Raw genomic sequence first — 13,301 nt, 5'->3', positions numbered from 1 at the left:
ATGCCAGGATCGCCAAGGACACCAGACGGACAGCACACCCGGGACCGGCGGCGGCGCTTCGCCGAGGCAGCCCGCGAGGAGCGCCCCGACCTGGCTCTGCTGTGCCTGCTGGTGGGCGCGGAAGCGGATCCGGAGCTCGACGGCGACGCGGTCGACGCGGCTCAGATCGAGCTCGACCGGCTCGCGGGGCTGCTGCCCTTCGACCCCGGTGGGCCTGCCGGCTGGGCCGCCGCGGTCGCCGCGCTGCTGGGCGAGCGCCACGGCTTCCACGGCACGCCGGCCGACTACCGGCGGCTGGAGTCCTCGCTCCTGCAAGAGGTGCTGCGGCACCGCCGCGGCCTGCCGATCCTGCTGTCCGTGGTGTGGATCGAGGTGGCCCGGCGGGCGGGCGCGCCGGTGTACGGCGTGGCACTGCCCGGTCACTTCGTGGTCGGCTTCGGCGATCCGTACGGGGAACACGTGCTGGCCGACCCCTTCGACGGCGGGCGGCTGCTGTCCGACGACGACGCGGCGCTGCTGGTCGCGGGCGCGACGGGCGCCTCCATGAACGCGGCGATGATGGCCCCGGCCACACCCCTGGAGATCGTGCTGCGGGTGCTGAACAACATTCGCGCCTGGGCCGCGGCGCGCCCCGAGCGCAGCGACGTCCAGTTGTGGGCCGTCGAGCTCTCCCTGCTGCTGCCGAGCCATCCGGCCCGGCTCCGCTACGAGCGGGCGCAACTGCTGGTGCAGCGCGGCGACTTCGTGGGCGGCGCGAAGGAGCTGGAGGAATACGCGGACGTGGTCGCGGCGATGGAGCCGAACGCCGCCGAGACGATGCGGCGGCAGGCACGGGCGGCACGGGCGATGCTGAACTGAGCCGCCCCGCGTGCCATACGGTTTCCGTACGGCACCCGGGGCGGCGGGTCTGCCGGCGACAGCGGTCAGCCAGGACCGCGGATCAGCCGGGACGGCGGATCAGCCGGAATCGCGGATCAGCTGGGGCTCAGCGGGATCTCGGCGATCCGCTTGGCCGGGTCCTTCTCCAGGATCACGCTGCGCAGGGCCCCCACGACGTCCGTCGGCTGGACCGGGGTCTTGCCGCCCTGGGCCCGCTCGATGAGCACGCCGTCGAAGATGTTGCCGTAGAGCTCCTTGACCGCCTCCAGGTCGTAGCTCTCCTGGAGCTTGTAGCCCTTGCCCTGCGGGTCCTCGACCACCGTGACGGAGAGGATCTTCGGCAGCGAGCGGGCCGGGCCGAAGTCGATGGACTTGCCGCCCGCCTTGATGGTGACGAGGCCCGACATCGCGGGCTCGGCGAACTCCTTCATCATCCGGTCGACCTCGGCCTTGCCGATCTTCGGCTGCTTGGTGACCACCGGAAGGGTGACGGCCTTGTTCGCACCGGTCTCGGCGCGCTCGCGGTACGCCTCGGAGACCGCCTTGACGGCCGCGTCGACGTCCAGGCCCTTGCCCGGCTTGCCGTAGACGGCCTCGACCTTGCCCGGTGCGAACGTGATCGTGCCCTCGCGGGCCGTGCCCGACTCGCCCGCCAGCCGCTCCAGCGCGTCCGACAGCTTCTCCTCGTCGACGACCACGGGGTCCCCGGCGGTGCGGGTGCCGCCGAAGAGGGAGCCGATCACGTTGACGGGGTTGTAGTCGCGGCCGGAGACGTCGCGGACCGTCTGCTCCGTGTCGAGGGCGAGGCCCGCCACGGACGGCTTGAGCTCGTGCTGGTCGCCGTCGACCGAGACCTTGAGCGGGGCCTGGGCGCGCTTGCCGAGGCCCGCGTCGAGCTTGTCGATCGCCTCCTGCTTGGAGGTGCCGCCGATGTCGATGCCGAGGACGGTGGTGCCGTTGGGCACGTCCGCGTGGTTCATCACCAGGCCCGCCGCGTACGCGACACCGACCGCGCCCACCAGCGCCGCCCCGAGCAGGACCAGCTTGTTGCGGCCCTTCTTCTTCGCGGGCTTGGCGGAGGAGGCCGCCGGGGCCGGGGGGCTCGGCGGAGTGCTGTCGCCGCCGGGGGCGGGGGTCGCGCCGGAGTCGCTCGCGAAGCCCGGGAACGGCGTCACCGGACGGTTCTCGGACGGCGGTACGACGGGGATGCCGCTGATCAGCGTCTCACCGGAGACGTGCCCGGGCGCCCCGCCGCCCGGCGCGGGCTCGGGGTCACGGAACAGGTCGGAGCCGACGGTGGGCCCGGCGGGCGGCTGGCCGCCGCCGGTCGTGGCGCCGAGCCCGCCGGGCAGCGACGCACCGCCCGGCGGCGTCGGCGGCTGCCCGCCGAGTCCGTCGAACAGCGGCGTGCCGTCGGGCGGCGTGGCCGAGTGTGCGCCGAGTGGATCGAACAGCGGCGTACCGTCCGACGGCGTGGCCGGGTGCGCGCCGAGTGGATCGAACAGCGGCGTGCCGTCCGGCGGCGTGGACGTGACGGCCCCCGCGCCGGGCGACGGCACCGGCGGCACCGCCATGTCGCCGCCGACCGGGCCGGTGGTCGGCCCGGACGGGCCGGGCCGCCCCGAGGGGGCGGAGGGGAACCGGTTCAGCGGGTTCTGCCCGGCCGCGGTGAGCGGATCCTCGGGGCCGAGGTCCGGGGTGATGGCCGTGGGCCCGGTCGGCGTCGGATCGTCGACGGCGAAGCCGGAGAAGTCAGAAAAGTCGGAGAAATACGGTGTGTCCGCGTCCTGGCCCTGACCGGGCGGCGTGGGCGCGGGGAACGCCTGCGTGGTCTCGGGCCCCGAAGGGTCGGAGGACAGCGGGGAGCCGGACAGCGGCGCACCGGCTCCCGGCGCGGACGAGCCGGGGCGCGGCCCGTCGGCGGACGCCGCGGGACCGGTCGGCGACGCGGGCGCGCCCGTGGCGCCCTGCGGCGCCGACGGCGCCGCAGGAGTGGCGCGGGCCTGCTTGCGCGGCGCGAACCAGTCGCTGGTCTTCTCCGGCTCCTTCGCCTCGTGGGCGCCGGACGCCTGCCGGGAAGCCGACGCGGCGGTCGCGGCGGGGTCCTGGCCGGCGCCGGGCACCGCAGCCATCGCCGCCGTCGCGTCCGGTCCGGTCGCGGCGCCGCCCGAGTGCTCCTCGTCCTCACCCGCACCGGCCGCGGCGCCGTCGTCACCGACCGGCGTCCGCATGACGACCGGCGGGATGGGACGCGAGCCGGGGATGTTGATCCGGATCCGCGTGGTCAGGGTGGTCTCGGTCTTGGGCTCCTCCGGCTCGGCCGCGTCGCGCGCCTCGGCGTCGTCGCCGCGGTCGTACGAGCCCTCCTGCGTCGGGTTCGGCGACGGATACTGGCGGGATCCGTACGGCGGGGTACCGGACGGGTACGCGGAACCGCCGCGCCCCCGGGGCCCGGAGGACGAACTGTCAGATTCACGGCTCAATGCAGGTTCTCCCAGTTAGCTCCGCCGCCCGTCTCTTTCGCGCGATGGGGTTCCCCATGCCGTAGGCGAGGGGAGGCTCGGCGGCGCGCACCACCATACTGGGCACCGCGGACGCGCATGCGGCGACCGCCGGATCACCAGAACCTGCGGGTTCGCCGCACGGCGCCCCGCTTCTCGGGGACGTTACGCCGAAATCGTCGCGTCACTTGGCAAGTCGGGCAGCGAGCCTGCCCGGTTGCGTCACCTTCGGCAGCGTGGCGCACATCACACCGCTGAACATCCCGCCCAGCAGGAAGACATACGACCCGAATCCGGCAGCGAAGGCGAAGTCGCCTTCCGGCCGGGTGGCGGTGAGCAGCAGGACGACGGCCGCCCAGGACGCGGCGGGCACCGCCCCGCCCAGCCGGGTGTCGGTGGCCTTCAACCCGCCGTAGCACAACCCCACCTGGCCGGCCAGCGCGAGCAGCAATCCGCCGGGGAACCAGCCGCCTTGGACCAGCGCGCCCGCCACGGCCACCAGCACGCCCAGCACGGCGAGCAGCAGATAGCCCGCGACCCGCAGGACCAGGGCCGCACCGCCCGGCGCAGCGGTGGGCTCGGCCCCCTCCCCGCCCCCGCGCGCACCGGCCCGCGCACCGGACCCGGCGCCCGCGCCGCCCGATCCGGGCCGCGAACCGGCACCGGACTCCGCTCGTGCGCGCTTCGGCGCGTCGCCCCTGCCCGCCGTCACTCCGTCACCCCCGCGAACAGGTCGGTCGCGTCGGCCGCGGCCGACGCGCCGCGCGCCAGGCGGTAGTACTCGGTGGCCAGCAGCGGCTGGCCCAGCCCGTTGGACAGCGCGAAGAACGGCTCGCGGACGTCGATCTGGGTGGCGTGGGCGCGCATCGCCGCCGCCTTCGCCCCCGCGTACGCCGTGCCGTCCACGACGGCCGTCACCTCGGCCTCCGTGACGAGCCCCGGCACGTCCTCCGGCGCTCCGATGCCCGGGAAGGGCAGGTCCGCGCCGAGCGCGCGCAGCCGGGCGAAGCCCTCTTCGGCGACCGGGCGGGGGACGCAGTTCCAGTAGATCCTGGCGATCTCGTGCGGCTCGCCGAGGTCCCGGCGGTACGCCCGCTCCGCGGCGAGGTCCGCGGCGCGCATCGCGACCCGGTGCGCCTGGATGTGGTCCGGATGGCCGTATCCGCCGTGCGGGTCGTAGGTCACCATGACCTGCGGGCGCACCTCGCGGATGATCTCGACCAGATACGCCGCCGCCTCGTCCACGTCGGCCTGCCAGAAGGCGTCCGGGAGGTTGTTCTGCGGCGCGCCCATCATGCCGGAGTCGCGGAAGCGCCCCGGGCCGCCGAGGAGCCGGTGGTCGCTGACGCCGAGCTCCTTCATCGCGGCGGCGAGCTCCCCGCTGCGGTACGCGCCCAGACCCCCGTCGCGGTCGGCGGCCAGGTGCGCCAAGTCCGCCGGGATGACCTCGCCTTCTTCACCGAGGGTGCAGGTCACCAGCGTGATGTGGGCGCCACTGGCCGCGTACCGGGCCATGGTGGCGCCGTTGTTGATCGACTCGTCGTCCGGGTGGGCGTGCACCAGGAGCAGACGGCGGGCGGGAAGGACGGTCATGAGCACAGCCTACGAGCCCGCGTGCGCGGGCGGAGGCCAGGTGAGCGTTCCGCGCCCGGCGGCTCAGAGCTCGACGTCCCCGATCATGTCCGCCACGTTGGTGGTCAGATCATCGATTGCCGGTGCCATCGACGAGCTGGCGAGGTAGAACCCCAGCAGCACGCAGACGATGGCATGCCCGGATTTCAACCCGGACTTCTTGACCAGCAAGAAGACGATGATCAGCAGCAGCACTGCCGCCGAAATCGAAAGTGCCACAGCGGCTCACCTCCAGGTACGGGACGCGCGAGTCTGAATGGTCAACATATAGATGCCACGTAGGTCTTACCCAGTATGCGCAGTGGATCATAACTTTGTGGCCGTCGGCATGAATCGGTGCACGGGAGCATGACAGGGGCGCATGCCTGTTCGCACTTGCAAGTTGACGGGGTGTCGGACGTGCCGTGCAGGCCGCGGGCGGTCCACCCGGAGTTCCCGCGGCCGCGCGCCCGCGAGCCGTAGTCTCGGCATATGACCGGACAGCTCTCCTTCCCCCGACAGCACGCGCGGACCCAGCGGTTCACGCTGGGCGCGCCCCGCGCTGTCACCGTGTCCCCCGACGACTCCCGTGCGGTGTTCCTGCGCTCGCGTGGCGGCACCGACCGGGCGAACCTGCTGTGGGTGCTCGACCTCGCGGACGGGCGCGAGTACCCGGCGGCGGACCCGATCGCGCTGCTCGGCGGCGCCGACGAGGAACTGTCCGCCGAGGAGCGGGCACGCCGCGAGCGCAGTCGCGAAGGGGCCGCGGGCGTGGTCGGCTACGCGACCGACAAGGCCGTGGAGTCGGCGTCCTTCGCCCTCTCGGGGCGGTTGTTCGCCGCCGACCTGCGCACCGGCGCGGCCCGCGAACTGCCCGTGCCGGGCCCGGTGGTGGACCCGCGCCCCTCCCCCGGCGGCGAACGGATCGCGTACGCGGCGGCAGGCGCGCTGCGCGTGGTGAACGCCGACGGGACCGGGGACCGCGCGCTGGCCGAGCCGGAGTCGGAGACCGTCGGCTACGGATTGGCCGAATTCATCGCCGCCGAGGAGATGGACCGCACCCGCGGCTTCTGGTGGTCGCCGGACGGCGACGCGCTGCTGGTGGCCCGGGTCGACGACGCCCCGGTGCGGCGCTGGTGGATCGCCGACCCTGCCCGGCCGGAACAGCCGCCCGCCGAGGTCGCCTACCCGGCGGCGGGCACGCCGAACGCCGAGGTCACGCTGTTCCTGCTGGGTCTGGACGGCTCCCGTACCGAGGTGGTGTGGGACCGGGCGCGCTTCCCGTACCTGGCGCGCGTGCACTGGTCCTCGTACGGGCCGCCGCTGCTGCTCGTCCAGGCCCGGGACCAGCGCAGCCAGCTGTATCTGACCGTGGACACCGACACCGGGCAGACCACCACCGTGCACGCCGACGAGGACCCGGTGTGGCTGGATCTCTTCCCCGGCGTGCCCGCGTGGACGCCGGACGGCAGGCTGGTCCGGATCGCGGACGAGGGCGGGGCCCGGGTGCTGATGGTCGGCGACCGGAGGCTCACGACCGGCGCCCTGCACGTCCGCGGCGTGCTCGACATCGGCGAGGACGACGTGCTGTTCTCCGCGTCGCCCGACACCCCCGGGGAGGACCCGGAGCGGCCGGGCGAGATCGTCGTCTACCGCGCGTGGTTCCGTGGCGGCAGCGGCCGGCTCGGTCTGGAGCAGGTCGGCGAGCGGCCCTTCCCCGCGGTGCACTCCGCCGCACGCGGTACGGACGTGATCGCGCACTCCCACACCTCGCTGGAACGGCCCGGCGTCAGCGTCGACGTGTTCCGGCCGGACTGGGACGACGACGGGCATCCGGTGGAGAACTGGCTGGGCGCCATCGACTCGTACGCCGAGCAGCCCGTGATCACCGCCCGCCCGCGGCTGGTCTGCGCGGGTCCGCACCGCATTCCGTGCGCGGTGCTGCTGCCCGAGGGCTACCGCGAGGAGGACGGTCCGCTGCCGGTGCTGATGGACCCGTACGGCGGGCCGCACGGACAGCGCGTCGTGGCCGCGCACAACGCCCATCTGACCTCCCAGTGGTTCGCCAACCACGGATTCGCGGTGATCGTCGCCGACGGCCGCGGCACCCCCGGCCGCTCCCCGGACTGGGAGAAGGCGATCCGGGACCGCCTCACCCTGACCCTGGACGACCAGGTGGAGGCGTTGCAGGCGCTGGCCGGCAGCCATCCGCTGGACCTCGGCCGGGTGGCGATCCGAGGCTGGTCCTACGGCGGTTTCCTGGCGGGCATGGCGGTGCTGCGCCGCCCGGACGTCTTCCACGCGGCCGTCGTGGGCGCCCCGGTCACGGACCTGCGGCTGTACGACACCCATTACACGGAGCGGTATCTCGGGCTCCCGGACGAGCAGCCGAAGGTGTACGCGGAGAACTCGCTCGTCACGGACGAGGGGCTGTCGGGCGCCGCCGAGCCGCACCGGCCGATGCTGATCGTCCACGGGCTGGCGGACGACAACGTGGTGGTGGCGCACAGCCTGCGGCTGTCCTCGGCCCTGTTGGCGGCGGGCCGCCCGCACGAGGTGCTGCCGCTGTCCGGGGTCACGCACATGACGCCGCAGGAGCAGGTGGCGGAGAATCTGCTCCTGCTCCAGGTCGACTTCCTCAAGCGGTCGCTGGGGATGGACCGGTAACGGCATGTCTACCAGCCGGGCGGCGGCGCGGACGGCGGCGGTGGCGTGGACGGGGGCGGTGACACGGGCGGCGGCGAGGACACCGGCGGCGCCCAGCCGGCCGCGGGCCCGGCCCAGCCGGCCCCGGGCCGCGGCCCGCCCGGCTGCGTCCCCCGCCCTGCCAGGACCACCAGCACGACCAGCCCGGCTGCCAGCTCGAAGAAGGCGGTGAGGACGGTGAGCTGTCCCGCGGTGGGCAGCTCGTCCCAGTGCTCCATGACGTCCAGCTTGGTGAACCGGGAGACGTCGCTGGCCCCCATGGCGAGCACCAGCAGTCCCACCGTCATCCCCAGCGGCCGCGCGTACGCCGTGCGCGCGCCCGCGGCGACGGCGGCGAGCAGCGCCAGCGCCGCCGTCGCCCAGGCCGACCAGGCGCTGGGCGGCGCGAGCAGCGTGTTGAGCGCGCGCTCGCCGCTCAGCAGGCGCTTGTACATCTCCCATTCCAGCTTCTCGGCCCAGTAGAGCTGCCAGGCGCAGGCGATGGCCGCGACGGCCCCGAGGAACAGGGCAGCGGTGGCGGCGGCGCCGGAGCCGGGGCGCTCGGGCGGCTGCCGGAGCCCCGCCATGCCGCCGTACCCCTGGCCATATCCCTGGCCGTACCCGTCGCCGTACCCCTGGCCGTACCCGTACCCGTGGTCGTCACCGGCCCCGGCCGGGCGCCGGCCGACGGCGAGGGCCAGCAGCAGGGCGACGCCGAGCAGCACCCCGGCCCAGGTGCTCAGCTGCGCCTTCGTCTTGAGGCCGTCCGGTACGCCCTGCATCCAGTCCGCGCTGAGGTTCCACAGGCTCGGCAGGCGGTACGCGATGGAGACGAGGGCGACGCCGGCGAGGGCCCCCGCGGCGGCCGAGGAGCGCAGCGCGGCGACCCCGGCGAAGACGCAGAGGACCAGCATGACGAGGTCGATGAGGGACGAACCGAAGACGCCGCTGGACGCGCGGTACGGCAGCCCGGCCCACGTCCACCACAGGTGGCTGCTCTCGTCGGCGTCACCCAGGTCCCGGATGATCCACGCGAGCGAGACCAGGCCGAACACGGCGCACACGAGCGCCCCGAAGACACGCGTCCCGCGCGTGAGAATCCATCCCTGCCCCATGACGGTACGTATCCCCCGCCGGGGACCGGTGGGAACGGTTCCGGTGCAAGAAGTGTGAAAGTCGGGACGGACGAGCGACCGGCGGGACAGAAGGACGAACGAACGAGCGACCAGCCGGACCGCAGACGAACGAGCGACCGGCCGGGGCGGCATGGCGCCACCCCGGCCGGTCTACGGCACCCGCACGGCCGTACGCTGCACAGCGTGGCGCGTCCGTATATCGGTATCGCGACAGCGAAGTTGCCTGCGTGTTAACGCGGTTGATGGCCCTTCATCACGGTTCGCCGCCCCGCCCGCACCCACGTCAAGCACGCCCTGACGTCGATCTGCTCAACGTTCGCTCAAGAAGCCGGGCGGGGCCGTATCCGCCCTCCCCCACCCCTTGACTGGGGCTCGCGAGCATTGCGACAGTCCGCTCAACCCGGGGCGATGATCCGGCGGATGACGCGAGCAGACGGTCGAGCAGGCAGCAGGTCGAGCCAGGCAGCAGACGGCAGGCAGCGGACAGTCGGGGGGCGCGCAATTCGATGAAGAGTCCATCCCAGACCGCGGGACCCACGGAAGCCGCGGGCACCACCCAGGCTGCGGGCACCGCGGGGCGCTCGCCCGGGCAGCTGATGTGGCGCCGCTTCAAACGGGACCGGACCGGTGTCGTCTCGGCCTATGTGGTGCTGTTCTTCTTCGCCCTGGCAGTGCTGGCCCCGCTCGTCTCGGCGCTGTACGGCAAGGACCCGTACACCACCTACGGACTCGACCGGCCCGGCCTGCTCAACGAGTTCTACTATCCCGTCAAGCCGAACGGCGGCATCGACGGCGAGTTCTGGTTCGGCCTCGAACCGCAGCTCGGCCGGGACGTGCTCACCCAGCTGCTGTACGGCATCCGCACCTCGCTGCTGATCGCCACCGCCGTGACGGTGCTGTGCGTGATCACCGGCATCGTCGTCGGCGTCACCGCCGGGTACGTCGGCGGCAAGACCGACTACTTCCTGGGCCGCTTCATCGATCTGCTGCTGGCCTTCCCCGCCCAGTTGTCGTTCGTCGCCTTCACCCCCGTGGTGTACGCGCTGTTCGTGAGCCCGGAGAAGGAGACCCCGACCGCGCTGCGGGTCGTCACCCTCATCCTGGTGATGTGGGTGCTGGGCTGGATGGGCCTGGCCCGGCTGCTGCGCGGCCAGGTCCTGAGCCTGCGGACACGCGAGTTCGTCGAGGCCGCGAAGGTCACCGGCGCCTCGCCGTGGCGGATCATCCGCAAGGAACTGCTGCCCAACCTGTGGACGCCGATCCTGGTCCAGTCGACGCTGATGCTGCCGAACTTCGTGACGGTCGAGGCCGCGCTGTCCTTCCTCGGCGTGGGCATCGTCGAGCCGACGCCCGACTGGGGCCGGATGTTCGCCACCGGCGCCCGCCACTACCAGAACGACATCACCTACATGTTCTTCCCCGGCATCGCCATGGTGGTCTTCGTGGTCGCCTTCAACCTGCTGGGGGACTCGGTCCGGGACGCGTTCGATCCGAAGACGAAGCGCTAGGCAGGTGCACACGACCATGACGTCATCTCTCAGACACCGGGCGCGGCTGACCGCCGCGGCCCTGGCGACCGGGGCCCTCGTCCTCTCCGCGTGCAGCAGCGGCGGAGGCGGCGGCGACACGGGGGACGACCCGAGCGGCAAGCCCGACAAGAGCCGGGCGGAGAACTACTCGCTGGGCACCGCGGCCGACTCCACCGGTCCCGCCGCCCCGCTGCCCGGCGCCAAGGAGGGCGGCACGGTCAACGTGCTCCAGCGCGACGCCTTCACCCACCTGGACCCGGCGCAGATCTACTACGCCGACCAGCTGACCGCCCAGCTGCTGTACAACCGCTCGTTAACCACGTACAAGGTCGACGCCGACGGCCGGGTCAAGGTCGTCGGCGACCTCGCCACGGACACCGGGAAGTCCTCCGACGGCGGCCGCACCTGGACGTACACCCTCAAGGACAACCTCAAGTTCGAGGACGGCTCGGCGATCACCTCCGCCGACGTACGGCAGAGCGTGGAGCGGCTGTACGCGAAGTGGGCGACCGACGGGCCGCAGTACATCCCGCAGTGGCTCTCGGGCGAGGGCCAGTCCTTCCGCAAGGCGCTGCCGGACGGCCCGTACAAGGGCGACCACCTGCCGAAGAGCGTCCTGGACACGCCCGACGACAAGACGATCGTCTTCCACTTCAAGGAGCCGCACGCGGACACCCCGTACGCGGTCGCCATGCCGAACATCGGTGCCGTGCCGTCCGACGGGAAGAAGGACACCGGCGAGAAGTACGACACCCACCCCGTCGCCTCCGGCCCGTACAAGGTCGGGACGCTCAAGGCGGGCAAGCAGCTGACGCTCGTGCGCAACGCCCACTGGGACCCGAAGACGGACGCGGTGCGCCACCAGTACCCCGAGAGGTTCGACATCCGCTTCGGGGTCCAGGAGCCGGACTCGGCGCGGCGGCTGCTGGCCGAACGGGGCAGCGACAAGCAGGCGATGTCGTTCACCAACGCGGTGACGATCGAGGCCGGCCCGTCAGTCATCAAGAGCAGCTCGGCCAAGCAGCGCACCTTCAACGAGGTGCAGCCGTACGTCGACTACATGGCCATCAACATGGACCGGATCAAGGACAAGAAGGTCCGCCAGGCGCTGGCCTACGCGCTGCCCAACAGCCAGATCCTCGGCCAGCTCGGCGGGCCGCGGGCCGGCCAGGTCGCGGGCAACCTGCTCGCCCCGTCGCTGGCCGGCTGGAAGGACACCGACCCGTTCAACAAGAAGAAGTTCCCGGCCGGAGACATCGCGACGGCGAAGAAGCTGCTGAAGGAGGCGGGCAAGGAGGGGCAGGAGATCGTCTACGCCTACAACAACTCGACGGAGTACCAGAAGATCTCCGTGGTCGTCACCCAGGCGCTGGAGAAGGCCGGGTTCTCGGTGGAGAAGAAGGAGATCGACTCCAACAACTACGCCACCGAGATCTCCAAGATCGACAACCGGTTCGACATCTACCGGGCCTCGTGGGGCGCCGACTGGCCGGTCGGCTCGACGGTCGTACCACCGCTGTTCGACGGGCGCGACGTCAGCGACGGCGGTGAGAACTACTGGCATCTGCGCGACGCCGATGTGGACAAGGAGATCGACCGCATCAACAAGATCACGGATGTGAAGATGGCGTCGGCCGAGTGGGTGGCCCTGGCCGACAGGATCCTCACCGAGCAGGTCCCGGCCGTGCCGATCTTCTACAACCGGCAGTGGACGATCTGGGGTTCGGGGATCGGCGGGGTGAAGTACCACTCCGTGTACGGGACGGCGGACCCGACGGGCGTCTACGTGAAGTAGGCGTCGCCCGCATCTGCCTTCCCCGGCCGCTGCCCGCCGCCGTAGGACCGGCGGCGGGCGGCGGGCCCACCACCCTCCCGATCCGCCCTGTCGCCCACGGCGCCCGTACCGGAAGATCCGCGACGCATGCTCCGATTCCTTGTACGCCGCTCGCTCGGCGCGCTCGTCATCATCTGGCTGATCAGCGCGGTCACCTTCTTCCTCTTCTTCGCGCTGCCCTCCGAACCGGCGCAGCTGGCCTGCGGCAAGAACTGCGGACCCGAGGCGCTGGAGATCATCAACAAGAACCTGGGGCTCGACGAGCCGGTGCCGGTCCAGTACTGGCACTACCTCGTGGGCATCTTCGCGGGCCGCGACTTCGACATCGGCCACTGCTCGGCCCCCTGTCTGGGCTACTCCTTCCGCGACAACCAGCCGGTGTGGGAGACCCTGCTCGACCGCTACCCGACCACCCTCTCCCTCGCGTTCGGCGGCACCGTCGTGTTCCTCGTCGTCGGCATCACGATCGGCATGGTCGCGGCGGCCCGGCGCGGCACGTTCGCCGACAAGTTCCTCAGCTCGCTGTCCCTGATCGGCAACTCGCTCCAGATCTACTTCGTGGGCACGATCGCGCTGTGGCTCCTGGTCGACACCTGGGACCTGGTCGACCGCCCGGAGTACGTACCCATCTCGGAGAACCCGGCGAAGTGGGCCGGCGGCATGCTGCTGCCCTGGCTGGTCATGTCGATCATCTTCATCGCCAACTACAGCCGTATGACGCGCTCGCAGATGATCGAGCAGCTGGGCGAGGACCACGTCCGCACCGCCCGCGCCAAGGGCATGTCCTCCCGCACGGTCTTCTTCCGCTACGCCTGGCGCGGCGCCATGGCCCCCATCGTCACCATCGTCGGCATCGACCTGGGGTCGCTGTTCGGCGGCGCGATGGTCACGGAGTTCACGTTCACCCTGCACGGCCTGGGCCGACTCGCGGTGGACTCCGTGACGGAGAAGGACCTGCCGATGCTGATGGGCGTGATGCTCTTCAGCTGCACGGCGATCGTGATCGCCAACATCATCGTGGACGCGCTGTACGCGGCGATCGACCCGCGGGTGCGTCTCGCCTGAGGGCGCTGAGGAGACCAGGAGTACGACGTGCCCACCATGACCAAGCCGGGGCCACCCCGGC

The 13,301-nt window shown here is 72.1% G+C and carries 11 protein-coding genes; 5 read left to right on the top strand and 6 right to left on the bottom strand.

Annotated features, from left to right (window positions below; all coding sequences use genetic code 11):
- Nucleotides 1-858: a transglutaminase-like domain-containing protein gene (locus Q3Y56_RS23175; protein WP_304463771.1), complete on the top strand. Its 858-nt coding sequence runs from the start codon at nucleotides 1-3 to the stop codon at nucleotides 856-858.
- Nucleotides 859-974: 116 nt separating this feature from the next.
- On the opposite strand, the gene Q3Y56_RS23170 is transcribed toward Q3Y56_RS23175, so the two are convergent.
- From Q3Y56_RS23170 to Q3Y56_RS23155, 4 genes are all read right to left on the bottom strand, one after another.
- The gene (locus Q3Y56_RS23170; protein WP_304463770.1) at nucleotides 975-3,362 is read right to left on the bottom strand and encodes a hypothetical protein; all 2,388 of its coding nucleotides are present in this window, start codon (nucleotides 3,360-3,362) and stop codon (nucleotides 975-977) included.
- A 202-nt stretch (nucleotides 3,363-3,564) separates the two neighbouring features.
- A complete protein-coding gene (locus tag Q3Y56_RS23165) occupies nucleotides 3,565-4,092 on the bottom strand; it encodes a DUF6113 family protein (RefSeq protein ID WP_369696785.1) in 528 nt (175 codons plus the stop codon).
- A complete protein-coding gene (gene mshB, locus Q3Y56_RS23160; protein WP_304463769.1) occupies nucleotides 4,089-4,973 on the bottom strand; it encodes an N-acetyl-1-D-myo-inositol-2-amino-2-deoxy-alpha-D-glucopyranoside deacetylase in 885 nt (294 codons plus the stop codon). The genes Q3Y56_RS23165 and mshB overlap by 4 nt, the downstream gene beginning before the upstream one ends.
- A gap of 63 nt (nucleotides 4,974-5,036) precedes the next feature.
- On the bottom strand, nucleotides 5,037-5,231 hold the full coding sequence (locus tag Q3Y56_RS23155; protein ID WP_304463768.1) for a hypothetical protein: 195 nt from the start codon (nucleotides 5,229-5,231) through the stop codon (nucleotides 5,037-5,039).
- Between the two features lie 252 nt (nucleotides 5,232-5,483).
- Between Q3Y56_RS23155 and Q3Y56_RS23150 the strand changes: the two genes are divergently transcribed.
- On the top strand, nucleotides 5,484-7,658 hold the full coding sequence (locus tag Q3Y56_RS23150) for a prolyl oligopeptidase family serine peptidase (protein WP_304463767.1): 2,175 nt from the start codon (nucleotides 5,484-5,486) through the stop codon (nucleotides 7,656-7,658).
- 8 nt (nucleotides 7,659-7,666) lie between these two features.
- Here the strand turns inward: Q3Y56_RS23150 and Q3Y56_RS23145 are convergent, their stop codons facing one another.
- On the bottom strand, nucleotides 7,667-8,791 hold the full coding sequence (locus Q3Y56_RS23145) for a hypothetical protein (RefSeq protein WP_304463766.1): 1,125 nt from the start codon (nucleotides 8,789-8,791) through the stop codon (nucleotides 7,667-7,669).
- Nucleotides 8,792-9,318: 527 nt separating this feature from the next.
- On the opposite strand from Q3Y56_RS23145, the gene Q3Y56_RS23140 reads away from it, so the two are divergent.
- Nucleotides 9,319-10,320 (top strand): ABC transporter permease, encoded by a 1,002-nt coding sequence (locus Q3Y56_RS23140; RefSeq protein ID WP_304463765.1) that lies wholly within the window; start codon nucleotides 9,319-9,321, stop codon nucleotides 10,318-10,320.
- Nucleotides 10,321-10,336: 16 nt separating this feature from the next.
- A complete protein-coding gene (locus tag Q3Y56_RS23135; protein WP_304463764.1) occupies nucleotides 10,337-12,136 on the top strand; it encodes an ABC transporter substrate-binding protein in 1,800 nt (599 codons plus the stop codon).
- Here Q3Y56_RS23135 and Q3Y56_RS23130 read toward each other — a convergent pair.
- Entirely contained in the window at nucleotides 12,124-12,264 is a 141-nt protein-coding gene (locus Q3Y56_RS23130) for a hypothetical protein (protein WP_304463763.1), read from the bottom strand. The two genes, Q3Y56_RS23135 and Q3Y56_RS23130, sit on opposite strands and share 13 nt — an antisense overlap.
- Between Q3Y56_RS23130 and Q3Y56_RS23125 the strand changes: the two genes are divergently transcribed.
- Nucleotides 12,263-13,240 (top strand): ABC transporter permease, encoded by a 978-nt coding sequence (locus Q3Y56_RS23125; RefSeq protein WP_304463762.1) that lies wholly within the window; start codon nucleotides 12,263-12,265, stop codon nucleotides 13,238-13,240. The genes Q3Y56_RS23130 and Q3Y56_RS23125 overlap by 2 nt on opposite strands.
- Nucleotides 13,241-13,301 lie beyond the last annotated feature (61 nt).

It is taken from the genome of Streptomyces sp. XD-27 (assembly GCF_030553055.1).
Lineage (GTDB): Bacteria > Actinomycetota > Actinomycetes > Streptomycetales > Streptomycetaceae > Streptomyces.
Note: the sequence above shows the minus strand (reverse complement) of the source record. Positions and strands in the feature narration are given on the sequence as shown.

Excerpts from the sequence above, each read along its gene's own strand:
- Q3Y56_RS23130 (WP_304463763.1), bottom strand. The coding sequence starts at position 12,264 with ATGCGTCGCGGATCTTCCGGTACGGGCGCCGTGGGCGACAGGGCGGAT.
- mshB (WP_304463769.1), bottom strand. The coding sequence starts at position 4,973 with ATGACCGTCCTTCCCGCCCGCCGTCTGCTCCTGGTGCACGCCCACCCG.
- Q3Y56_RS23145 (WP_304463766.1), bottom strand. The coding sequence starts at position 8,791 with ATGGGGCAGGGATGGATTCTCACGCGCGGGACGCGTGTCTTCGGGGCG.
- Q3Y56_RS23135 (WP_304463764.1), top strand. The coding sequence starts at position 10,337 with ATGACGTCATCTCTCAGACACCGGGCGCGGCTGACCGCCGCGGCCCTG.
- Q3Y56_RS23140 (WP_304463765.1), top strand. The coding sequence starts at position 9,319 with ATGAAGAGTCCATCCCAGACCGCGGGACCCACGGAAGCCGCGGGCACC.
- Q3Y56_RS23125 (WP_304463762.1), top strand. The coding sequence starts at position 12,263 with ATGCTCCGATTCCTTGTACGCCGCTCGCTCGGCGCGCTCGTCATCATC.
- Q3Y56_RS23175 (WP_304463771.1), top strand. The coding sequence starts at position 1 with ATGCCAGGATCGCCAAGGACACCAGACGGACAGCACACCCGGGACCGG.
- Q3Y56_RS23150 (WP_304463767.1), top strand. The coding sequence starts at position 5,484 with ATGACCGGACAGCTCTCCTTCCCCCGACAGCACGCGCGGACCCAGCGG.